Source organism: Saccharothrix variisporea (assembly GCF_003634995.1).
GTDB lineage: Bacteria > Actinomycetota > Actinomycetes > Mycobacteriales > Pseudonocardiaceae > Actinosynnema > Actinosynnema variisporeum.
This window is the reverse complement of sequence record NZ_RBXR01000001.1, coordinates 2,989,584-3,013,566: the sequence shown is the minus strand read 5'-3', so window position 1 is coordinate 3,013,566 and position 23,983 is coordinate 2,989,584. Positions and strand designations below refer to the sequence as shown.

At 69.7% G+C, this 23,983-nt stretch carries 15 protein-coding genes and 1 CRISPR repeat array (1 of these 16 running past the window's edge); of the genes, 5 read left to right on the top strand and 10 right to left on the bottom strand.

Going from position 1 to position 23,983, the window contains the following annotated elements:
* Positions 1–188: a CRISPR direct-repeat array (repeat unit 37 nt; unit sequence GCAGCGCTGGAACGCGCGTTCCAGCGAGGATCGCAAC) (it extends 722 nt beyond the left edge of the window).
* 644 nt (positions 189–832) lie between these two features.
* The 10 genes from DFJ66_RS13040 to DFJ66_RS12995 all read right to left on the bottom strand — a co-directional run bounded on the left by DFJ66_RS13040 (position 833) and on the right by DFJ66_RS12995 (position 12,579).
* A complete protein-coding gene (locus DFJ66_RS13040; RefSeq protein WP_170199355.1) occupies positions 833–2,605 on the bottom strand; it encodes a type IV secretory system conjugative DNA transfer family protein in 1,773 nt (590 codons plus the stop codon).
* Positions 2,602–4,002: a hypothetical protein gene (locus tag DFJ66_RS13035; RefSeq protein ID WP_121221153.1), complete on the bottom strand. Its 1,401-nt coding sequence runs from the start codon at positions 4,000–4,002 to the stop codon at positions 2,602–2,604. Before DFJ66_RS13035 ends, DFJ66_RS13040 begins: the two co-directional genes overlap by 4 nt.
* Positions 3,999–5,510, bottom strand: coding sequence for an SCO6880 family protein (locus tag DFJ66_RS42685; protein ID WP_170199353.1), 1,512 nt, complete (start codon positions 5,508–5,510; stop codon positions 3,999–4,001). The genes DFJ66_RS13035 and DFJ66_RS42685 overlap by 4 nt, the downstream gene beginning before the upstream one ends.
* A complete protein-coding gene (locus DFJ66_RS13025; protein ID WP_147459245.1) occupies positions 5,470–7,632 on the bottom strand; it encodes a hypothetical protein in 2,163 nt (720 codons plus the stop codon). The genes DFJ66_RS42685 and DFJ66_RS13025 overlap by 41 nt, the downstream gene beginning before the upstream one ends.
* Positions 7,619–8,056, bottom strand: coding sequence for a hypothetical protein (locus DFJ66_RS13020; protein ID WP_121221149.1), 438 nt, complete (start codon positions 8,054–8,056; stop codon positions 7,619–7,621). The genes DFJ66_RS13025 and DFJ66_RS13020 overlap by 14 nt, the downstream gene beginning before the upstream one ends.
* A gap of 134 nt (positions 8,057–8,190) precedes the next feature.
* Complete coding sequence (locus tag DFJ66_RS13015; RefSeq protein ID WP_147459244.1) at positions 8,191–8,499, bottom strand: hypothetical protein; 309 nt, start codon at positions 8,497–8,499, stop codon at positions 8,191–8,193.
* Positions 8,500–8,515: 16 nt separating this feature from the next.
* Positions 8,516–9,388 (bottom strand): hypothetical protein, encoded by an 873-nt coding sequence (locus tag DFJ66_RS13010; protein WP_121221145.1) that lies wholly within the window; start codon positions 9,386–9,388, stop codon positions 8,516–8,518.
* Between the two features lie 131 nt (positions 9,389–9,519).
* Positions 9,520–10,665, bottom strand: a complete 1,146-nt coding sequence (locus tag DFJ66_RS13005) for a hypothetical protein (RefSeq protein ID WP_121221143.1) — start codon at positions 10,663–10,665, stop codon at positions 9,520–9,522.
* A gap of 70 nt (positions 10,666–10,735) precedes the next feature.
* Positions 10,736–11,818, bottom strand: coding sequence for a C40 family peptidase (locus tag DFJ66_RS13000; RefSeq protein WP_121231084.1), 1,083 nt, complete (start codon positions 11,816–11,818; stop codon positions 10,736–10,738).
* A gap of 41 nt (positions 11,819–11,859) precedes the next feature.
* On the bottom strand, positions 11,860–12,579 hold the full coding sequence (locus DFJ66_RS12995) for a glutaminyl-peptide cyclotransferase (protein WP_281276700.1): 720 nt from the start codon (positions 12,577–12,579) through the stop codon (positions 11,860–11,862).
* A 324-nt stretch (positions 12,580–12,903) separates the two neighbouring features.
* Between DFJ66_RS12995 and DFJ66_RS12990 the strand changes: the two genes are divergently transcribed.
* From DFJ66_RS12990 to DFJ66_RS12970, 5 genes are all read left to right on the top strand, one after another.
* Positions 12,904–13,710: an inositol monophosphatase family protein gene (locus tag DFJ66_RS12990; RefSeq protein WP_170199350.1), complete on the top strand. Its 807-nt coding sequence runs from the start codon at positions 12,904–12,906 to the stop codon at positions 13,708–13,710.
* Between the two features lie 22 nt (positions 13,711–13,732).
* A complete protein-coding gene (locus DFJ66_RS12985) occupies positions 13,733–14,269 on the top strand; it encodes a helix-turn-helix domain-containing protein (protein WP_121221137.1) in 537 nt (178 codons plus the stop codon).
* A gap of 126 nt (positions 14,270–14,395) precedes the next feature.
* Entirely contained in the window at positions 14,396–14,809 is a 414-nt protein-coding gene (locus DFJ66_RS12980; RefSeq protein WP_121221135.1) for a helix-turn-helix domain-containing protein, read from the top strand.
* 898 nt (positions 14,810–15,707) lie between these two features.
* Positions 15,708–15,995, top strand: coding sequence for a hypothetical protein (locus tag DFJ66_RS12975; protein ID WP_211351116.1), 288 nt, complete (start codon positions 15,708–15,710; stop codon positions 15,993–15,995).
* Positions 15,996–16,207: 212 nt separating this feature from the next.
* Positions 16,208–23,983, top strand: coding sequence for an RICIN domain-containing protein (locus tag DFJ66_RS12970; RefSeq protein WP_121221131.1), 7,776 nt, complete (start codon positions 16,208–16,210; stop codon positions 23,981–23,983).

Genomic DNA, 23,983 nt, shown 5'->3' with positions numbered 1-23,983 from the left:
GCTACGGCAGCGCTGGAACGCGCATTCCAGCCAGGATCGCAACGCGTCACGCCATGTGCGTCGTCGCGCGGTCACGGGCAGCGCTGGAACGCGGGTTGCAGCGAGGATCGCAACTACGCCCCGAAGGCGGAAATCTACCGCGCGGACGACAGCAGCGCTGGAACGCGCGTTCCAGCGAGGATCGCAACGCCTGGGAGCGAATGGGGAAGGTGGCAACCACGGAGTCAACGCTGGAACGCGTGTTCCGGCGAGCCTTGTCAAGGTGGCCGGCTATACCGAGGAGGAATCCATGCTGCAGCGATGGGTAAGCGCAGCTTGAAGGAGTTCGCCAGTGCTCAAGCGCGTCGAGGGTCTTCGTGATGCGCGATGTCAATGGGCTGGGTCCACGGCGTGTGGCGCCCTTTGTCGATGCAGCGGCGGAGTGGGGTGTTGGGTTCGGTGAGGCGGGTGAGGGTGGGCCAGAGGTAGTGGGTGCGGTAGTGGATGGGGGCGCTGGTGGGGCCCTGGGTGGCTTGGTAGGCGTCTTGCCAGGCGGCGAGTAGGGCGGTGAGGTCTTCTACGGTTCGGGTGTGGTGGGGCCAGCAGGGTGGGATGCGGTGGGTTGGGCCTAGTTCTTCGCGGGTGTTGAGGAGTTCTACGAAGTTGTGGAGTTGGGACCGCAAGACTGTGGCGCGGCTTGGGGGCATGTCGGTCCAGTCCCAGTCGCTGGGGCCGGTGCGGTCGTGGTTGCGAGTGAGGGATTCCATCGCGTCGAGTAGGTGGTCGACGGTGTCCGCCAGTTGTTGGTGGGCGGCGCGGAGTTTGGCCAGTTCGGCTGTGGGGTCGGGGGTTGTCATGAGGCTGCCGTTCGGCCCATGTGGTGTTCGGCTTGGTGTTTGAGGGTGAGGAGTTCGGCCGCGTTGGGGTGGTCGTACCAGGCGTCTAGGTGGACGAGGGTGGCTGGGGTGTTGCGGTAGAGGAGGAGGGCTTGGCCGTCGGGGAGCGTGCGGAGTTGGTCTATGCGTAGGGCTCGCTCCCAGGTGTAGGTGGTGGAGCGGGTGTGTCTGTGGTCGCCGGTGTTGTGGCTGGTGGTGAGTTGTCGGGTGTCGCCGACGAGGCGGGAGAGGTCGTCGAGGGTGTCGGCTTCGGCTACGCCGCCGAGGATGAGGCGGGTGGTGACGGAGTTCCAGATTTCGCGGGTTTGGTCTTTGCCCCAGCGTCGGTGGAGTTGGCCGAGGCCTTGGGTTGCGAGGATGAGGTGGATGCCGCGTCCGCCGGAGTCGGAGACGAGTTGGCCGAGGTTGTCGGGGGCGGCGATGTTGCCTACCTCGTCCCAGGGGCAGCGTAGGGGTGGGTCGAGGCGTCCGTCGGGGTAGCGGGTGGCGAGGCGTTTGGCTTGGTGGTGGACGTGGAGGGCGAGGGCTGAGGCTAGTGGGCCTGCTGAGCCGACGCCGCCTTCGCTGATGATGTAGAGGGTTCCTTGGGAGCGTAGGAAGTTCTCGACGTCGAAGTGGTGGCCGTGGGGTGGGGAGCAGGCGTCGAGAAGTCTCGGGTTGTTGAGGGGGTCTAGGACGAGGTTGAGGGTTTGGGCGATGCCGCCGAGCATTTCGCCGGCGGTGTTGGTGGTGAGGTCTTGGAGGGTGTGGGCCCAGTGGGCGCTGGTGGGGGAGCGTTGGAGTAGGGCGATGGGTTCGTCGTCGGACCAGTGGGCGGCCCAGTCGAGGATGTCGCGCATGGTTTTGTGGCCGAGGGCGGCGGCGTGGAGCCAGGAGCGGAGGACGCGGGCGGCGGAGTCGGTGAAGAAGCCCGAGTTGGTGACGGTGCCGTCGAGAGGGCGGGCGGCGACGAGTTCGCGGGCTCGGCGGATGGCTTCGTCGGGGTGGTGGCAGCCGGTGATGGGGTTCCAGCGCAATGGTTCTGGCCAGCCGGTGACGTCTTCGGGATCGAAGACGTGGATGGGACCGTGTTGCCGGCGGATGCCGACGGTGGCAGCCAGGACGTCGCCTTTCGTGGACGTGGTGACGACGGGGCCTGGGGCGTCGAGGACGCGGGGGATGATGCGGCGGTTGGTTTTGCCTTGGCGGGTGCCGACCATGACCAGTTCGGCGTCTTCGTGTTGGCCGTAGAGGTCGATGCGGTGCTGCACTGAGCGTCCCATGTGGACGGCGACTTCGTGCATGAGTGCGCGGTGGGCGGTGGTGGCGAGGGAGGGGCGGGCTCGGTGTGCGCGGGCGCGGGCGGCTTTGGCTCCGAGGGTGTGTCGGAGCTGGCGGCGGGTGGCCAGGGCGGTGTCGTGGCGGAGCAGGCGTGCCGCGAGTGCGACGAGTGTCGTGACGATGGTGAGGACGAGCAGTTCGATCGCGCCGGTGATGGTCCACCAGAGGGTGGAGGCGGTGTCGGGGTGTCCGAAGGCGCGGCCGGGGTGGGTGGGGTCGTGGAGGAGGGTGGCGAGGGCGTGGGCCCAGCCGGTGGGGCGCCAGCGCCAGCCGTGACCGTCGAGCTGGGCGGTGAGCGCGCCGCCGAGGACCAGGCCGGTGAGGAGCCCGGCGCCGAGCAGACCGAGGGTGAGGATGGTGGCGAGGGTGAGGAGTTGGTCGTCGCTGTGGGGGTCGCGTCGTGGGGTCATGACGGGGTCCTGGTGGTGTCGCGCATGGTGTGGTCGGTGTCGATGAGGGGCCATTCGTGGCCGTCGCGCAGGACGATGTGGTCGACGAGGTAGGGCTGGTCGTTGACTTTCCAGAGGGCGGTGCCTTGTTCGAGGAGTGGGAGGAGGGTGGCTTGGTTGTCGTCGAGTTGGAGTTCGGTGGCGGTGAGGGCGAGTTGGTCGGTGCGTTGGCGGTAGAGGATGCGGGTGCCGCAGTCGGCTAGGAGGGCGCGGCCGTAGTACTGGGTTTCGGGGGTGCCGCCGAGTAGGTCGGTGATGCGGTGGCAGAGCAGGAGGGTGGCGTTGCCGGTGGCGCGGGAGACTTTCTGGCCGGCGTTGGTGCGGGCCATGAGGGCGGGGTAGCGGTTGAGGCGCCAGGCTTCGTCGTAGACGGTGTAGCGGTGGCCGGGTTGGTGGGCGAAGGCGAGTTCGATGACCGCTTGGGTGGTGGCCATGACCAGGGCGACGGCGGTGTCGTTGGTGGTGACCCGGGAGATGTCGACGACGGTGGCGGTGTCGCGCCAGTCGAGTTGGTTGTCGGGGCGGGGGTCGTCGAGCAGGCCGGCGAGGCTGCCGCGGGTCAGGGCGCGCAGGGCGAGGCCGATCTCGTGGGTGCGGTGGCGCAGGGTGTCGAGGTCGAGGTGGTGGTGTTGGGCCATCGTGGGGGTGGGGTCGAGGAGTTGGTCGACCAGCAGGCCGAGGTGGATGGGGCGTAGGCGGGTCAGGTCGCCGTCGACGTCGTGCCAGCCGGTGGCGGCGGTGAGCGCGGTTTCCAGGGCGGTGCGTTCGTCCATCGTGAGGGCGCGCTGGTTGGGCAGGAGGGTGCGGACGAGGGCGGCGAGGAGTTCTTCCCAGTGGGAGCGGACGATGGGCCACCACTGGGTTTCGGTGAGGTGTTCGGGTTTCGGGGGTAGGGCGAGGGCGTTGAGGCGGTGAGTCATGCCGGGGCCGAGGGTCAGGACGCGTCCGCCGAGGGCATGGGCGACGGGGGTCCATTCGCCGCGGATGTCGCCCGGGACGGCGAAGCGCCGCCCGAACGCGACGCCGCGGGTGCAGAGGGTTTTGGCGAGGGCGCTCTTGCCGCTGCCGATGACACCGGCGATGAAGATGCCTGCGTCGTGGAGCAGGCCTGCGGTGTAGAGGCGCCAGGGGTCGAAGCAGAACGGGCTGCCGGAGAAGCGTTCCTGCCCGATGTAGGTGCCGATCGGGGGTAGGCCGACGCCGGCGAGCCACGGGTAGAGGCCGCGGAGTTGGGCGGTGGACTCGATGTGGGCGGGGAGGCGCATGCGGTGGGCGAGGCGTCCGGCGCGGCGTCCGTGGGGGCCGAGCCAGGGGCGGGGGACGCGGTCGGGCAGCACCCAGGCTTGGTCGGTGGTCATCGCAGGCCTCGCGCGAGGGGGAGGGCGGCGGCCCAGAAGCCTTGGTCTTGTTCCCAGTGCAGGACGTGGGGTTCGACGCTGGATTCGTTGAGAGCGGCTTCGACCGTGCCGGCCTGGATTTCCAGGTCGTCGCGGGTGGCGGCGGTGGCGGTGACGAAGCCGAGGAACCGGAAGTGGGCGAAGCCTTCGACCAGTTCGGCTTCGCGGCGGGCGAGGCCTTCGGTTTCGCGTCGGTCCGATCGCTTGAGGCGGCGGTCGATGCGGCGGTTGAGGGTGTCGCGGGCGTCGTCGGCGCTGGCCTGGATGTCGATGCGGGTCTGTGCTTTGCGGGTGGGGACGGGTTCGAAGACCAGGGACAGGGTGCGGCGGGTGGTCAGGCGCAGCAGCAGCGGTTCCAGGAAGCCGACCGGGACGCCGGTGTCGGCGCGAGGCCATTCGGCGATCCACCAGGTGCGGTGCACGGCGCTGTCGGTGGCGTAGGTGGTGCGGGTGGTGGCGGTGGCCATCGGGTGGCACACGGTCGGGTCGACGCCGGAGGGGGAGCCGGTGTCGCCGCCTTGCTGGTCGCCCTGGCCGCCGCCGCGCCGGTCGAGCATGGCGGTGGCGGCGGGGTCGAAGGCCGTGCGGATCAGGTAGCCCAGGCCGCGGGGTGGCAGCCAACCGCGGACGGTGAGGCCGGCGGCGCGCAGGCCGCGGTTGACGCGGGTGATCTCGGCGAACAGCACCGCCGCCGCACCCTCGTCCCCACCGCCGGAGGCTTTGATGCGGGCGGTGGCGCGGCGCGGGTCGAGGCGCAGCACGACGAAGGACTCGTGGCGTTGCGCGGTGCGGCCCTGTGCTGCGATCAGCTCCTCGTAGGCGGTCGTGGCGAGGCTGGTGTCGTGGACGCCGTGGACGTTCCAGTCTCGGCGGACCGGGTCACCGGACTCGGGGATCACCCGGTGCAGGATCTGGACGCGGGACAGCGGGCTGTCGGAGCGGCACAGCGAGTTGAGGACCGCGCCGAACCCGACCACGCGCTGGGCCTGTTCGCCGGAGTCGAGGAGGGCGAAGGTGTCCGCGCGGACCTCCAGCACCGCGACCACGCTGCCGTCGGCCAGGTCCTTGACCACGCCGAGGTCGCGGGAGCGGTCCTCGCCGACCCGGTAGGTCAGGAACCGCAGGCGGGACAGGTCGCCGGGTAGGCGAGGACCGTCCAGGGCAGGTTCGTCCGAGTGGAGTCGGAATGGGCCGCCCCGGTACTCGTGCTCGCCGGTGGCTCGCAGGAGCAGGCGGGCGAGCAGGATGGGCAGGAAGTCCACCAGCGGGCGCCCGAACACCGGCAGCAGCGCCACCGCCACCAGCACACCCGCCACACCGAGCGGCACCATCTTGAGCAGGCCGCTGGTGTTGAGTCCGGCGACCGCGATGAACAACGCGGCCACCAGGCACAACAGTTGCGCCGCGGTTTTGCCCCACAGGACGCCGTCACTGCGCCTCTTGGAGAACCGCACCCGGAGCTCGGTCATGGGTGTCACCACCGTCCCTGGTTCTCGGCCGGCCCGAGCCGGCGCTGCTGCTGGTGCTGGTCGCCGTGCCGGGTGGGGGTGTGGCTGGGGTAGGGCAGATAGGGGAGTTGGTCGGGGTAGGGCTGTCGGTGGCGCCGCCGGAGATCACGCCGTCCATCGCCACCTGCCCGGCCACCGCCACCACCACGCCGGCGATCGCCGCCTTCGCCAACCCTGATCGCCGTCCGTCCTCGTCACGACGCGTCGACTCCGCGCGGTGCGGCTCGGGAGGTACGGGAACGTCGTCGCCGCGCCGCTGCGGCATCGGACCGGAGGCGACGACACCGTGGGGTGCGGGGTGCGGCGGGAGCATCGTCGCGGTGGTGGCTTGGCGGTCCGCCTTGGGCGTGCTCTGGCCGGTGCGGGAGGTCGAGCTGGAGGTGCGGGTGGCGAGCATCGCGAGCACGGTGGCGCTGCTCATCGCCATCGACCCCCGGCTCGCGCCCAGGACGTCGCTGTCGAGCGGGAACCACTTGACCACCACGAACGGCGCGAACGCCGCCACCCCGAGCGTGCCGACCCCGATCAGCAGGTCACCCAGCCCGCGACCGGCGCCGATCCAAGACTCGCCGAGCCGGAACACGATCACCGTCACCGGCTTGGCGATCACACACGCCCACAGCACCGACAGCCCCTTGCGCGGCCACTTGCGCAACGCCCCAGGCCCGGCACCACCGGCCAGCTGCAGCACCAGCACCGCGACCGCCAGCACGATCGCGCCCTTGCGGAACACCAACAGCAGGTACGCGACCCCGGCCGCGACCGCGCCCAGCAGGAACACCAGCATCAGCAGCAGCCAGCCCTGGGATTGGCTGACCTGGTCGGACAGGACCAACTGGTGCATCAACGCGAAGAACCGCACGTACACGGCCTGGGAGGTCCCGGCGGTCTCGTCGGCGAACCAGTCCGCCACCCGATCGGAGACGAAGACCGCCAGCGACACCAGGGTGAGCCCGACACCGAGCCCGAACGCCCACCGCACCACCCCCAACCCGCTCTCGGCCAGCTCCCGCGTGCGCATGCGCACCACCGCGATCACCGCGTTGATCAGCAGGAACAGCAACACCAGGTAGGCGCTCACCGTGCCCAGCGCACCCAGCACCGACCGCAGCCCCGGCTCGTCGAAGTTCACGCTGGTGGGCTGCCGCAGCGCCCCGAGCGTGAGTTCCAGGCCGGTGAGCATGGCGCGGGCGGCGGCCTCGGCCAGGCATTTGTCGAACTCGCTCGCGCAGTCCATGACGCCCCACAACTTCGCGCCCGCCTCGACCACGTTCTTGCCGCCGCACACCAGCGTCAGTGAGGGCAGCTGTGCCTGCGTCGCGCACAGGGCGTCCAGGCTGTCCCCGACCAGCCCCCAATCAGTCACCGTGTCGATGGGCGCGGTCGAGCTGCCCATCGGGACACCGTCGGCGACCGCACGCCCGGCCAGGTTCAGATCCGCCGCCGTCGTCCCGGCGGGGAAGGACCGGCCGGTGATGTAGGCGTTGAGCACCGCGCACACCTTGCCGATCACGGTGGCATCAGTGCCGTTCGCGCTCGCGGCGGCCAGCGATTCGCCGAGCTGGTCGCGGGGGATCGTCGCGCAGTCGATGCTGCCGTCCGCCGCGCGGGGCCAGCGCTGCATCGGGAGGCACCCCGTGGCGGCGTCGGGGCAGGAGCCGACGGCGTTGCGCAGCTGGTTGATGCGGTTGGTGTTCTGCTCCTCGGTCCACAGGTAGGCCGGGGACAGCGGTGGCCGGGACAGGCAGAACCGCCATATCGCCCGCGCAGGTGTGACCTCCGCGCGGTAGGTCATGACGAACGTGCAGCGCAGATCGGTGTCGTCACGCAGGATCACCTGCTCACCACCGCACACCGAGTCCGGTGGCACCTGCGAAGGGATCCACGGGCAGCTCGGCGCCAGGTACCACCACCGCCCGTCCGACACCCGCAACCTCGGGTAGTCGCGGTCGCCGATCCGGACCATCTCGATCCCGTCACTCGCCTGCGGGCGCTCCGGCCGCGCGTACGCGGGAGAAGCCAAAGCCAGCGTCATGAGCAGCCACAACGACAGCACACCCGTGACACGGTCAGCAGCGGACATAGGGCACCTCCGAAAACCCCGCCTGCGCCCGGATGAACGGCAGCGCCTTGTGGGTGTGCACACCGGGCACGGTCACCGCTTCCGGCGGGGACGACGGAACCCACCGCCCCTCCCGCCACACCACCCAATAGGTCCACAGCGCGCCGACGAACTCGCCCGCCCCGTTGGCGGCATCAGCCGACCGCAACCAGAACCCGTCCACCGACACCGCGACACGGTCACCGTCACGCCGCTGCACCCGCACCGCCGTCGCACCGAACAACCCGTGCCGGTAGACCGGGTTCTCCTGCTCGGCCCACCGCCCGAACTCCGCCTCGACCTCGGACGCCGCACCCCACTCGCGCACCGCCTCCCGCGTCGTGGACGCACCCTCAACCCGCCGCGCCAGCAACACCGCCAGCTGCCCCGCCGCCGCAGCGGTCACCGCCTCGTCCCCACGTTCGCAGGCGGTATCGGGAGCAGCCGGCGGCGGAGCCTCGACCACCGACCGCCCGAGAAGGAGACCGGTGGTAAAGACGCCGATGATCGTCGCGGCGGCCATCGCGGCACGTGCCGGCCTCATTGGGAGAACACGGAGTAGGTGAAGTTGACCAGGATCGACGCCATCCCGACGACCGCCCCGAGGAACACCCCGCCGACCACGCCGCCGATCCCCACACCCCGCGCGTGCTGGAACCCCAACCGCGGGCCGACCACGGCGATGCCGATCCCGATCACGATCGCCGCGAGGCCGCCTACCAACACGTACACCGCGATCGAGTTGACCATCGACTCCAACGCCGCCAACCCCGGAGCATTGCGACCGTCCTGGATGTCGATCGGATCCAACGGCCCACTCGGCTGGGCGAACCATACCAACGTACGCATCACGTTCTCCTCACACTCAGTACCGTCGTTGCTCAGCGACCACCGCGCACACCGCAGTGATCCGCTCCGCCGCCTCACCTCCGTGGGCAACCGGTGAGTCGGCCTCGGCCAGCACGGCGTCGTACGGCATCCGCACCACCGCCACCGCCGCACCACCGGCTGCGGCCTCCGCCGCCGCAGCCCGCTTGGGCCACCGCCCCGGCCGATGCCCGACCGCAACCACCACGGCGCGTCCGTGTACGTCCCGGTCGGTGTCACGGGCCAGCAAGTCCAGCAGCGACCCGCACCGCAGCAACTCCGACGCATCCGCCCGACACACCACCAAGAGCGCATCCGCCGCCGTCTCACACACCCGAGCCAAAACGTGCGCTTCAGCTGGACAGTCCACAATGGTCAACCGGCACACACTGCGACACAGCTCCACCGCGGCCAACAGCGAAGAAGGCGCAAGCGGCTCGAAGCGCCGCGCCGGCGCAATACCACCCAACCGCACCACCCGACCAAGCACACCCGTGTCGCCGACGTCCTGCCGTGCGCTGTGGACGAACGCCCGCAACGTCGGAACCGGGTCCGGCTCCGCCAGCAACGCACCGAAGTCCGGCCAGTCCGGGACGCAACCCGGCTCGGCGGGCAGCCGTCGAACCAGACCCGGCCACACCGACCCCGACCCGTCCACGACCACCACCGGACCCGGGTGATGCGCCGCCGCAGCACACGCCAACTGCGCCGCCACCGTTGACCGACCGGCACCCGCCATACCCAGCACCGCCACCACCCGACCCACCGGCGCCGTACCCCGCAACACCCGCAACACGGCAGCCCGACCCCGCGCACCCCGCTCCTCCACCAGCCGCGACACGTCATCCAGCACCGGGATCGCCGGGGTCACCGATGACGGAGCACGGTCGACAACCGGAGCGAGGCGACCGACCGAGGACGGCACGACCGGAACGGGCACCGGCTGCCCACCCCACACCCCGCCCGGCCTCCCGACGGCAGACCCCGACACAGCCTCGCCGCTCATCGCCCCGGCCCCTTGAACACCGCAAGCCGGACCTGCGAACGCACAGCTTCAACGCCCGACGATTCCAGCCGGCGCTGAGAACTCCCCGAACGCGCCAAGTTCACCGCACGCGCACGCTGCACAGCAGGCCGCGCCGCCTTCCCCTTGACCGCAAGATCCGGCGCCGGCTCCACCTTCGCCATCCACCCCACAACGCCGAGCCGCCACGGGAGCTCGACTCCCGCCCGCAACGCCAGATGCCCGCTCAAGTCCTCCAGCGTGCTGGCGACCCGAAGAGTCTGCTCACGCGTCAACAACTGCGACAACGAGGCAGGCTCCCCGAAACCCGGCGTACCCAAGGCCAGGTCGGCCATCGCGACGAAGCCGCGGATCTCCGCCGCGTGTTCCGCGATCTGATCGCACAATCCCTGTGCGTAAGCCTTCTGGAACCGATCCGGAGCGGTGAACGCGGCCACGGCGCCGGCGAGGTCGTAGTCCAGTCCGACGACGGTGGATATCACCATCTCGCGCGTAAGCAGACTGGCGTGCCGCACTCCTTCACCGCGGTAGTGCCTCTCGACGACCAGGCCCATCGTGGCCGGATCATCGGTCAACACACTGCTCGGAGGAGGAAGCGCACGAGCACCGTCGAAGCCGCTGAACTCCACGAAGCCGGTGGGGACAACAGTCCGGGTGTCGGCGAAGACCCACTTTTCGTTGTCGCCCAGCATCACGACACGGCGTCCGTCCTCCGCCGCCTCCTCGGCAGCGGCCAAGGTGACCGCGGCCTGCACAGTCCAGCCTTCGTCCCCCAGGTGGGCGGTGCCATAACGTCCGATCTCCGACATGAGCGCGTGGAGTTCGTCGACGCTGTCGGGCCAGAAGACCGCCTCCTCACCCTGGGCATCCGACACCATCACCGGGTTGAGGAGAACGGACTCATCGGTGCGGTCGAAGTGCAGTACGAGCGTCCAATCCTCCGAGACGATCGTCTTCTCGAAGAGCACGATGCCGACCGGATCACCGGACAAGTGTGCTCCGAACGCGAACGTCCACCCATCCACCTGCGACGGATGCCAGCCCTCCGGCGTGATGATCGCCTTGGTCCGCCCAAGACTGTCGCGGCTTGCCAACTCTGCCCCGGTCGGGTCGGATCCGCTCATCGTTTCATCCCGATCGCTCGATGCTCGAACGTCACGTCATCCACTGCCAAAAGCCCGTTGTGGACTCGGACTACTGCTGAGGAACCGGACGGGCCGCGAGACCGCGGAAGTCACCACCCAGCCGAACCTGCGACACCTTCACCACATCGCCAGACGCAGGCGCCTCCACCATGAGGTGACGGCTATCCAGCACGCCGAGGTAGAGGGCCACGTGGTGCGTGCCCCAGAACAACAAGTCGCCGGGGCGGGCCCGGGAGAACGGCACGACCAGCGGTGCGCCGGTCAACTGCGCGTCCGAGGGACGGGTCAGGCGGACGCCGGCTTGGGCGTAGGCGTAGAGCGTCAGGCCGCTGCAATCGAAGCCGACCTTGAGGTAGTCGCCGTGCGCGTCGGCCACACCGTTGTCCCGGATACCCCGCGTAGGACCGTTCTCGTCACCGCCGCCCCACGCGTACGGGGTTCCCAGCCACGCAAGCGCCGCAGCGATCGCCTTGGCCACCTGCGCAGTCCCCGCCACCACCGTGCCCGACACCCCGGCTTGGGGCGGCAGCTTCACCGTGTTGCCGACGACCTGCACCGACACCGGACCGGCGGCGCAGGCTGACGCAGGCTCGGTGCCGCTGAACGACACGGCGGTGACCGCCTCGGCCCAAGACTGGTGCTTGGCGTACAGCGCGGCACCCGCTCCGCTGGCCTGGACCACCTGTGCCAGCTCGTGGTTCGGGCGCGGATCGGTGGGGTAGCCGGGAACCCTGCGCAGCAGCACCGTGAAGAACCCCTTGGCTGCGGCGGACGGGTCGGTGCGGTCGTAGCCGGCGTAGGCGCTGAACGGTCCGGGCGCGATCTGCTGGAACGCTCCGACCGCCTCGCCGACGACCACGTCGGCACGCAACGTGCTCTCCTGCATCGCGGTCTGCAACGCGATCGTCGCCCCACGACGCGAGATGCCCATCCCCTTGCTAGCACTCAGGATCGCCTCGATCACCGCCGTCTGCGCGGGCGACAGGTGCACACCGCCAACCGTCTCGTCGACCTGCGCACCCGGACACGACGCCGGATCGGTATCCGCGTCAGCTCGGCGGTGCGGCATCAGCATCCCCGCCGCCAGGACGAGTGACACCGCCATGGCCGCGAACGCAGAGAACAGCTTCATCAGCACGCCTCCCCTGTGAATGGCAGCTGCGGCGAATCGGTTCACGATCCGATCACCAGCCGCACCTTGAACCGGTACGGGAACGCGCCGGACACCCAGAAAACGTCCGGTTCCGAAGTCGCGGCGATCGCACCGATCGCGCCACCCAGCCCCACCTTCTCCGCCCGGATCCGCGCCAGGCTCGCCACCGCCGTCACAACACCGCGCCCCGGGTCGACGCGCACCACCCAGTCCGAGCCCGCGACCAACGCCCACACCTGCGGCCTGCCCTCGACCTGCACGCACGCTAACCCCGCCAGCCGCTGCGCGGCCACCCAGTGACCCGTGATCCGCACCGAGCCGAGCTCCACCAGATTCCGCGGGTCACGGGTCACCAACCTGTTCGTGCCGTCGCTCTGCACGACCACCTCGCCGGTGGAGCACGCGCCCCACCCCGCGCCGACCCGAATCCGTCGGATCTCCCACAGCGTCAACGGATCACGCAGCACCGCCACGTCACCGTCCACTGTGAACTGCCACAGTCCCGCCGGCACCCGGGCAAGGCCACCCGCCCGCGTCCCGTCGCCCAACTCGACCTGAAGTCGCACCCGACCGTCGCCGGCGACAGCCCTGACCGCGCTCCCGACCGGCGTATCGACCGACTCCAGCAATTCGCTGCCCACGGAAACCAGGGCACGACTGCTCGAACCGTCCGCGCCGACCAATGCCACCACCCGCGCCGACGCGACTTGTGCAACGTCTCGAACCTGCGGAGATGACACGCTCGACGCCGGGTTCGGCTGGGCGACCGGAGTCACCGACCGGGCGTCGCACGCCGACAGGACCGCGACCACTGCGGCTGCGACCACCAGCCGACTCCTGACTCGCCGCTGTACGTCCACCACATCGCCCTTCCGTGCGGATACCGGGACTCGACCGTCATCCGGGAAGGACGGAATGTCACTGTTCGACGCTCGATTCACCGGAATTTCCGGACCATGAGATAACGGCTGGCCGGCGATTACTCCCGTCAATCGGAAAAGGTGTCGAAGTCGGGGTCGCGGTTTACCTTCGAATCAAATCCGGACATTACCGAGGGGGAAGTCGTGAATGACCTGACGCGAGTCCAGGAGGTCGCCGAGTACCTGGCGGCGACGGGTGCCGTCGCCGTCCGCAGGGACCAAGCTCAGCGCACACCGCCCGCCCGACTACCCGCAGCCCCGTCCGGCCGTATCCGAGCCCAGGCCCTGGCGCACAGCGCCATCGACACGGCACTCGATCGACTCAAGGCCAGAGAACGCGCGCAGTTCGACCTCATCCGACCGGCCGACATCGAGTGGTACGTCGACCCGATCGGCGGCGATCGCAATCTCGCCTCCGGACTACCCGCCTACACCGTCTCCGTCGCCGCAGTGCTCGACGGCGTCACCCTCGCCGGCGCCGTCGCCGAACCCGCCACGGGCAGGCTCTGGTCGGCCTCCCTGGACCACGGCACCCGACTGCTCGACCCACGCCACGGAACCCGCCGGCTCCCCGTCAACGCCGGATCGCAAACCGACCTCCGCCGCGCCCTGGTCGCCGCCGGGTTCAGCACCGACCCCGCCCGCCGTCGCCGCGAAGCACGCATCGCCGCACGCCTGGCCACCAGAGTCGGCGACCTGCGCCTCTTCGGATCACCGGCATTGACCCTCTGCTGGGTCGCCTCCGGAGCCCTCGACGGCTTCTACCAACACCACCTCGACCCGCACGCGTGGCGAGCCGCCGTCCTCATCGCACAAGAAGCCGACGCCGTAGTCCAGCACACCGGAGGCCTGCTGCACGCCGCCTCACCCGCCATCGCGACCCAACTCGCCCACGCACTGTCCACGACCGACGCGACGGGCATGACGCCGCAGCCCGACCTCACCGCCTGACCGACACCAGGGAGACACCGCCATGCCCTCGCACGCAACCGACATCCCGCTGTTCAACCCCGCGGCCCTGACCGCCCACCGCAAGCGCGCCCATCTCACCCAGGTCGAACTCGCGCGGCGGCTGTCCATCCACGACAACAAGATCTACCGCTGGGAACGAGGCATCACCCCCATCTCCGCAGCCGACCTCCGACTCGTCTGCGCCGAACTGCGCCTCGTCCCCGCCCAACTCCAACACCTCCCCGACGGCCCACCCACCATCCCCGACCTCCGCAGCCTGCGCGCGGTCACCGCGGCCGAACTTGCCCACCGCCTCGCGGTCAAACCCCACCGCCTGGCCATGTGGGAACAGGGCTACCTCGGCCCCGAGCAAGGACCACTGCTCGCCGCGATCATCGGCATCAGCGAACAAGCCGTCGACCACTACGAACGCACCGGCCACCTACCCCCACCCCTCGCACACCGCCTGGCACGAGCACTCCGCATCACCCCCGCCCTCGCGGCCATCGCATTCACCGCCTCCCGCGCCCCAGCGGTGCCACAGGCACAAGCCGCCTGACCCAGCGACATTTCGGCCCTATTCGCACGATTCGAATACCGTGAAACCTTGCCCGCCCAGCCGACGCTTTCGACACTCGAACCACCGACACAAACACTGTCGACATGGCTTACGAGGAGTCGAATCATGTTCACATCGCCGTCACCCCACACGCGCGCCGCAAACTCAGAGCGGGATTTCCCCACCAGGCACCACACCACCACGAACCCCGCCCCGCTACCGGTACATCCAGGCGCGTGGCGGGAAGCGTTCCTCCCACGACGCCAAGCCGACCACCCATGCGACCCCACCGCCGGCGAACCACGCCGCGGCGACTACCTGGAACGGCTCCTCCAGATCCTGGAACTTATCGCCCGCGACGGCAGGCCCCTTCGCCTCTCCCAGATCTGCGCCCAGCTGGACCTGCCGATGACCACCGTCCACCGGCTCCTGATCACCATGTGGAGCGCCCGCCTCCTCCACCGCGACGCCAAACGCCGCTACCTACTCGGCGACCGCCTGACCACCCTCGTAGGCCACGACGACCACAGCGCATCCTGAATCACCATCAGCGGCCAGGCCGCCCCGACGGTGCAGGCCTAGGAACCTCAGGCGTGATGCGACACGCCGTGTGGTTCCGAAGGCGAGAACGGCGTGTCGTCCCAGAAGCCGAGAACAGGCGATGGTTCGCTACCCGCGTGCTTGTTACCGTGCTGGTCAGGCACCGCAGCGCCGGGACTCGCGTCCTGGCGGGGATCGCAACACCATCTCCACCCCGGACGCGATGAGGCGTCGCACGCAGCGCCGGGACTCGCGTCCTGGCGGGGATCGCAACGGCGGCTGGGACACCACCACCGCCTGGCTCGGCCCGCAGCGCCGGGACTCGCGTCCTGGCGGGGATCGCAACCGTTGAGGGTGTGGCCTGCACCTCGGGGGAGACCGCCCAGGCAGCGCCGGGACTCGCGTCCTGGCGGGATCGCAACGTGATGTGAACGGCGGTCTCACCCCCGGCCCCGGGCAGCGCCGGGACTCGCGTCCTGGCGGGGATCGCAACTACCTGCAAGAGATCATCGGCGGTGCGTCGAGCGCGCAGCGCCGGGACTTTCGTCCTGGCGGGGATCGCAACGAGGCGTGGAACTGGCAGGAGTTCGGCGCTGACGTACAGCGCCAGGATCAAGTCCAGGCGGGGATTGCAACGGAGCTCTACATGGCGATGGGTCGGCACCGGGATGCGGCAGGTTCAGGTGCTGCGGCTGCTCCTCCATTAGCCTGACGAGGCCCTCGATCGACTCGACAACGCCCCGTACCGGGGAGCGTCGATTTCGGTGATCTCGCAGGTCCAAGCAGGCCTGAGGATGGCTGGTCGGCTTGCAAGATCAGGCACGTCGTATTCGGCGGCGAGCAGCACCCTCACGATCAATCGACTGCCAGCCCGGTCGAGGCGGCTAGCCTTTCGCAGATGGTCGCCTCGAAGCCGCGTCCGGCGTCGGTAGGACCACGGCGAGGTCGTCCCACGTGCGTCGTGGTGGGATGGACCACCGGCATCGCGTACGGCGAGGGCCATGACGTCGTCGACGTGTTCAGGCACTTGGTTGAAGAACCTGTTGATCTCGGCGCGGTCCTCGAGGGCGCGACGGCCGGCACGCTGAGCTGCTGTCTGATTTCTTCGGAAATCGAGGTCGTTAGCGGCGATGTGATTGTGCGTTGGCCATGCATGGTCGGTGTGGTTGTGTGGCACATCATGTAACACCGAGCTTCGGTGCGGCGATAAAACCCTTTCTCCGTGTTGTGCCGCCCTGTTGCTATTTTACTTGATTGAGCGGTAGGTGGTTTGTCCACGAATGTTTCGTTGCTCCGTTCGGGGTCTTCTTACTAAGGCGTTCGTGGGGTGTGATGTGCGCCGGTCGACGTGCGCGTCGGTCGAGCAACGTCCTCGCTTTCGCTTCTGGGGGTCCGTCTGTGTCCGGGTCGCAGTCTTCGCGTGCCGAGAACCCGTTCAGACGGGGGTTGGCGGTCGCGGTCGCGTTCGTGATGGTGGCGTCCACGGCGGTGGCGGCGGGGGTGACGCCCGCGGTCGCGGCGGCGCAGCCTCCGGTGTCGGAGACGCCTCCGGTGCGGAACGAGGCGGCGGACATCCCGTCGGCGCGGGCGACGGCGGCGTTGCACAAGATCCGTGTGGAGGCGTTGAGCGAGCGCACGGAGAACTCGGCGACGTTCGTCAACCCGGACGGGAAGCTGACCACGGAGATCCACGCGGGTCCGGTGCGGGTCAAGCGTGGTGACGCGTGGGTGCCGGTGGACCTGACGCTGGATCAGAGGGCGGACGGGTCGATCGCGCCTCGGGTGCATCCGCGTGATCTGGTGTTCGCGGGTGCGGGTGGCACGGCGGACGCGGTGCGGGATCTGGCGTCGTTGCGGCATGGCGAGACCGAGGTCGCGTTGCAGTGGCGGGGTGTCCTGCCCGCGCCGAGGATCGAGGGCCGCAAGGTCGTCTATCCCGATGCGCGGCCGGGCGCGGACCTGGTGGTGGAGGCGACGCGGACCGGGTTCGAGCAGTTCCTGGTGTTGAAGGAACGCCCGAAGGAACCGGTGCGGTTGACGCTGCCCTTGCGGACCAAGGGTGCGACGCCCAAGCGGAAGGACGACGGCCACACGGAATTGGTGGACGGCTCCGGCAACGTGGTCGGTGCGATCCCGCAGCCGGAGATGTGGGACGCGAAGCGGCACGAGAAGACCGGTGACCCGGTCAAGAAGCATCCGGTGGGCGTGGAGGTCGCGCCGGGTCAGGCGCGGGCGGCGGGGCAGACGGTCACCGAGCTGACGTTGACGGCGGACGAGTCCTTCCTCAAGCACGCCGACACGCAGTACCCCGTGGTCATCGACCCCGTGGTGTACCTGGGGCCCGTGTACGACAAGTACGTGCAGACCGGGACGACCGTGGACACCGGCGGGCAATCGGAACTGCGGCTGGGCACGTTCGATGGCGGGGCGACCGTCGCACGCAGCTACTTCAACTTCGACGTCGCGCAGTTCAAGGGTCGCCGCATCCACAGCGCGCGGTTGAACCTGTGGGAGTGGCATTCCTGGTCGTGCGAGGCGCGGGACTGGGAGTTGTGGGACACCGGCCTGGTGGACTGGTCGACCAACTGGAACTCGCAGCCGCCGTGGTACACGCGCTGGTCGACGTCGAGCGAGACCAGGGGCCACTCCGCGTCGTGCGACGACGGCTGGGTCGGCAGCGACATCCGCGGTCTGGTGCAGCTGGGCGCGGACAACGGATCGAACATGCTCGGGATCATGGCCAAGGCGGCCAACGAGAGCGACAACTACGGCTGGAAGAGGTTCGACTCCGCCGAAGCCGAGGCCACGCCGCACATCACGATCGACTACAACTCCCGTCCGGACCCGGCGACGGGCTTGGACGTGTCCGACCGCGGTGACTCGGGCGGCCAGACGTTCACCCGCAGCACCACCCCGACGTTGTCGTTCCGGCCCAGCGACCCCGATGGCGGCACGGTCACGGCGGTCTTCTACGTCTACGACGGCGACACGATGGTGACCGACCATTGGGTGTGGGGTGTGCCGTCGGGCAGTGTGGCGACCTGGAAGGTGCCGGACGGGCTGCTTCAGCCGGGCAGGACGTATCGCTTCCGGGCCACGTCGTTTGACGCGCACGACTGGGCCGGGGACGCGTTCGTGGCGATCCGCCCGGTGCATTCGGGCAAGGCGGTGGACATCGCCGGGTGTTCGACCGCGGCGGGCACGCACGCGATCCAGTGGGACTACTGGGGTGGAGGCTGTCAGCGGTTCGCATTGGTGGGCACCGGTGACGGCTACTACATGCTCCGGGCACGGCACTCCGACCATGTGTTGGACGTCGCCGGTTGCGGCACAGCCGACGGCACGCAGGTCATCCAGTGGCCGGGCAACGGCAACGACTGCCAGAAGTGGCGGCTGGACCGGGTCGGCAACGGCGAGTACACGCTGGTGGCCAAGCACTCGGGCAAGGTCATGGACGTCCAGTACGGCAGCCCGGACAACGGGCAGAAGATCTGGACGTGGACCGGCAACGGCTGCACTTGCCAGAAGTTCCGGCTCGACGCCGCGCCGGACCCGGGCGTGAACCTCCAGTGGCTCCAGTTCACCGTGGACACGGTGGACCCAGGGGCGCCGTTCGTGTCCTCGACCGACTACCCGAACGACAACAAGTGGTACAAGGGCGCGAACCAGGCGGGCACGTTCACCTTCACCCCGCCAGCCGGTACCGCCGACGTGCACTCCTACCTGTGGGCGCTGGACGCCGTGCCGACCACCGAGGCGGTCGCGGGCGCGGACGGCAAGGCCACCCCGTCCATCACCCCGGCCACCGACGGTCAGCACACGCTCAACGTCCGCACCAAGGACCGCTCCGGGCGCCTGTCCGGCATCACCTCCTACACCTTCCACGTCGGCCGCGCTGGCCTGCTGCGCCCCGCCGAAGGCGTACGGGTGCCACGGCGGGTGCAACTCCAGGTCGTCGGCGAACCGGTGTTCACGCACGTCAAGTTCATGTGGCGGCGAGGTCCGGGCGCGGCGGTGGAGTCCGACATCCCGCCCGCGCACCTGACCAAAGCCGATGGGTCGCCACTGGGCAGCGGGTTCGTGCCGCTGAACTCCTACGGGGAGTTCGCGGTGTGGAACGCGGTGGACACCCTCGGCGAGGCCGCCGGCGTCGTGCAGGTCAAGGCCGTGCTGGCCACGGACAGCGCCGGCAACGGCACGTACGCCACCGCATGGCGTACTGCGGTGGTCGACCCGAGCGCGGACAACGCGGCGAGCACGTCCATCGGTCCGGGCTCGGTCAACCTGCTCACCGGCGACTACTCCGTCAACTCGACCGACGCCGAGGAGTTCGGCCTGTCGGTGTCGCGCACGTCCTCCTCGCGCGATCCGCGGCACGGTTTCCAGTTGCAGCGGCAGCGGTTGACGACCAACCAGCAGAAGGTGTCGACGGACATGGCCGGGTTCGTGGGCAACACCGCGTCCATCGCGCGCAACACCGAGCGCGGTCACGACAGCACCGACTCGCTGGAGGTGACCGCGCCGACCGGCAACCAGTCGGGCAACGACACGTTCGCCTCGATCGAGGGCGACATGAGCGGCGGGATGCGGTTGGGCATGAAGGCCGGCCGCACTTACCGGGTCACCGGGTGGATCTACGTCCCGGCGGCGAGCGGTCTGCAACCCGAGTTCGGGCGCGGCCTGAAGATGACCGCGTTCGCGAAGACCCCGGCGGGCTACCGCGAGTGGTCGACCGCGCGGCCCTCTGCGGTGGACGCCTGGCAGCAGCTCACCCTCGACTTCACCGTGCCGGCCGACGCGACCGAGGCGTTCATCCGCCTGTACAACGGGTTCGCGCCGGGGAGCGGCAAGAAGGTCTACTACGACGACCTGTCCCTGCGGGAGATCACCGCGCCGTTCGGCCCGCACTGGGAGACCGGCGCGGAGGTCGACTCCGCCCAGATCGACTACACCCGCCTGGCCTTCCCGCACGAGGACACCGTCCAGGTCGAGCAGGCCAGCGGCTCCTCGATCTGGTTCACCCGCACCCCGGACGGCAAGTTCTGGCCCGAGCCCGGCGCCGAGGACTTGACCCTGGTCAAGGAGAACGACGTCTACCGACTGTCCGAACTGGACGGCACGGTGACCACGTTCGCCAAGCCCGCGGGCACCGACCGGTACGTGGTGGAGACGGCGACCCCGCCACTCCAGGCCAACACCACCCGCTACACCTACGACAACACCGACGACCAGCTCCGCATCAAGCGCGTGATCGCACCGCAGGAGCCGGGCATCGGCGACTGCACCACCGCGACACCCGCGCGCGGCTGTGAGGCGCTGGAGTACGACTACGCCGCCACCACGACCGCCACCGCCACCGCGTTCGGCGATATCGCGGGCCAGATCCGCGCCATCGCTGCGTGGACCACCGACCCGGCGACCGGTGCGGTGTCCAAGGTGGATGTCGCCCGGTACGCCTACGACGACCAGGGCCGCTTGCGGGAGGTGTGGGACCCGCGCTTGGCCCAGCCGTTGAAGACCTCCTACGCCTACGACGCCGCGGGTCACGTCACCGAGATCGGCCAGCCGGGCGACCTGCCGTGGAAGTTCACCTTCGGCGCGGCCGGCAGCGGTGACCCCAACACCGGCCGCCTGCTGAAGGTCCGCCGCGACGCCCTGCGGCCGGGCACCAAGGACCAGGTCGACGGCGAGATCGCCACCATCGTCGTGTACGGCGTCCCGCTCACTCGTGCCGCCGGTGGACCGCACGACCTCGACGCCACCGCGATCGCGACCTGGGCACAAGCCGACGCCCCGACCGACGCGGTGGCCGTGTTCGGTCCCGAGGACCCGGTCTCGGTGCACACCGCCTCGGCGTCGAGCCCCGGCGCGGACGGCTACCGCGCGGCGACCGTGCACTACCTGAACGCCTCGGGCAAGGAGGCCAACACCGCCACCCCGGGCGGGCACATCGACACCCACGAGTACGACCGCTTCGGCAACGTCGTGCGCACCCTGGAGTCGTCCAACCGCGCCCTGGCGCTGGGCCAGGCACCGAACGCCGAGGCCGACCTGTCGACCCTCGGGCTCGCCCAGTACGACAGCAAAACCCGCGCGACCTGGCTGGACTCCCGGTCCACCTACGGCAGCGACGGCCTGGATCTGCTCGAAGCGCTGGGCCCGCTGCACCGCATCGCGCTGGCCAACGACCCGAGCACACTGGTCAACGCACGGGCGATCACCCGCACCAGCTACGACGAGGGCAAGCCCGACGGCGTCGCCTACCACCTGCCCACGACCGAACGCGTCGGCGCCCGGGTCGTCGGGATGGCCGACGAGCAGGACGTCCGGATCACCAAGCGCGAGTACGGGCCGATGTACGGTGGGGCGTCCGGCTGGACGCTGCGCAAGGCCACCAAGGTGATCACCGCGGCCGAGACCGCGCAGCCGCTGGAAGCGGCCACAAAGTACGACGACCAGGGCCGCGCGCGGGAGTCGCGCAAGATCGACTCCAGCGGCTCCGACGCCGGCACCGTGCGGTCGGTGTTCTACACCGCGGGCGCCAACCCCGACGACGCGGCGTGCGGCAACCGTCCTGAGTGGGCGGGGCAGGCGTGCGTGGTGCGCGCCGTGGGCGCGATCACCGGTCACGACGCCGCGCGCATGGTCGGCGAGATGCCCGTCAAGCGGGTCGAGTCCTACACCAAGTTCGGCGAGCCGGACCGGATCACCGAGACAGTCGCGGGCAAGACCCGCACGACGGTCAACACCTACGACGGGGCGGACCGCCTGGTCGGTACGGTGATCACGGGTGACGTGGGTGAGGCGGTGCAGCAGGTCGGCACCGACTACGACCCGGTCTCCGGTGACGCGCTGACCACGAAGTTCGCGGACGGCACCAAGGTGTCCCGGGAGTTCGACCGGTTGGGTCGGTTGGTGCGTTACACCGACGCGGACGGGGCGTGGACGGCCACCGAGTTCGACCGGTTCGGAAAGCCCGCGAAGATCACGGACTCGATCGGCACCAGTCAGACGTTCACCTACGACCGTGTCGCCGAGCCGCGTGGCCTGGTCACGTCGGTGACCGACAGCGTCGGCGGCGCGATCGGCACCCGGTACGGTCCAGACGGGCAGATCGTCGGCTTGGACCTGCCCGGCGGCGTGGTGATGGACCAGCAGCTCGACCCGGCGGGAATCCCGGTGGCGCGGACGTACCGCAAGGACGGCACGGTCATCGCCGCCAGCGCGGTCGTGGAGAACGCGCAGGGACAGTGGCTGCGGCACACCGGCCCCGGGTCGGACAAGCGCTACAGCTACGACACCCTGGGCCGGTTGACCAAGGTGCAGGACACCTCGGCCGCGACCGGCCTGTGCACGGTGCGGACCTACACCTTCGACCGGCGCACCAACCGGACTGGCAGGTCCACGCGGTCCGCCTCGACCGCGGGCGCGTGTCCTGGCGAAGGTGAACCGGCGCAGTCCAGCACGCACACCTACGACTCGGCCGACCGGCTGACCGACCCGAGCTGGGTGTACGACGCCTTCGGCCGCATCACCGCCACCCCCGACGGTGTCCAGAACAGCTTCTACGTCAACGACCTCGTCCGGTCGCAGCAAACCGCCGACAAGCGGATCGCGTGGACGCTGGACCCGGCGCTGCGGCAGCGGGCGTTCACCGCGGAGAAGCTGGTCAACGGCACGTGGGCCAACGCGGTGACCAAGGTCAACCACTACGCCGACGACTCCGACGAGCCGCGCTGGATCACCGAGGACGTCACCCAGAACACCAACGTCACACGCAACGTCTCCAGCCCCGAGGGTGACTTGGCGCTGACCACCGGCCTGTCCGGTGACATCGCCCTGCAACTGACCAACCTGCACGGCGACGTCATGGCCACCGTCCCGGTGGCCTCGGGGCAGCTGGGCGCGGTCACCGTGCTCGACGCCGACGAGTACGGCGTCCCCTCGGCCGACACCCCGGCCGCCGCGACCGCCCGCTACGCCTGGCTGGGCGGCAAGCAGCGCTCCGCGGAGGCGCTCGGCGGCGTGGTGCTGATGGGCGTGCGGCTCTACCACCCGGGCACCGGCCGGTTCTGGCAGCCCGACCCGGAGGACGGCGGCAATGCCACCCCGTACGACTACTGCGCCGGGGACCCGGTCAACTGCACCGACCTGGACGGCCGGTGGGGCTGGCTGAAGAAGGTCGGCAACGTCGTCGCGAAGGTCGCGGAGGTCGCCTCCTACATCCCCGGCCCGATCGGCGCGGCGGCCGGCGCGGTGTCGACGGTGGCCTACGCCGCGACCGGCAACTACCGCAAGGCCGCCGAGATGGCGATCACGGCGGCGGCCAACCTCGTCGGTGCCGGTGCCGCGGTCAAGGCCGGCATGGCGGCGGTCAAGGCCGCCTCGCGGAGCGTGCCCAAGATGGCGTCCCGGCTGGCCAAGCCGCAGCGGTCGGCCGTTCCGCGTGGCCGGGGCGGCGGGTGCAATTCGTTCACGCCGGAGACGCTCGTCGCGATGGCGGACGGCACCGCGCGGCCGATCAGCGAGATCCAGGTGGGCGACCTGGTGCACGCCGCCGACCCCGTCACCGGGGCCGAGTACGCCCAACCGGTCGTCGAAGTGTTCGTCAGCCACGGCGCCAAGCACCTGATCGAGTTCGGGGTGGACGGCGGCGGTGTGCCGATCACCGCGACCGCCAACCACCCGATCTGGGTCGACGGCAAGGGCTGGACCGACGCCCGCGACATCGGCATCGGCGACCGGGTGCTCCTGCCCGGGGGCGCCACGGCGGCGATCCGGCACGTCCGCGACCTCGGCGTCACCGGCCAACTGGTCTACAACCTCAACGTCTCGGCCGTCCACACCTACAGCGTCGTCACCGGCACGGCGGCAGTGCTGGTGCACAACGCGTCGGCGGCCTGCCTCGCCGCGAACCGCGCCGCAGGAAAGAAACTCGAACTTCGAGTGCAGAAAAGCATGGAAAAGCGCTACGGCAGGGCGAACGTGGAGGCGCAGGTCTACTTCTGGACGCCTCTCGGCCGACGGTTCGCCGACCTCAAGGTCACCGGCCCTCGCGGCGCATTCCTCGTCGAGGTCAAGGCAGGCAAGTCGCGGTACACTGTTCTCCAACGTGCAAAGGACGCATGGATCCACCGCAGGTACGGGCTTCGCACATACGTCTACCGGAGGTAG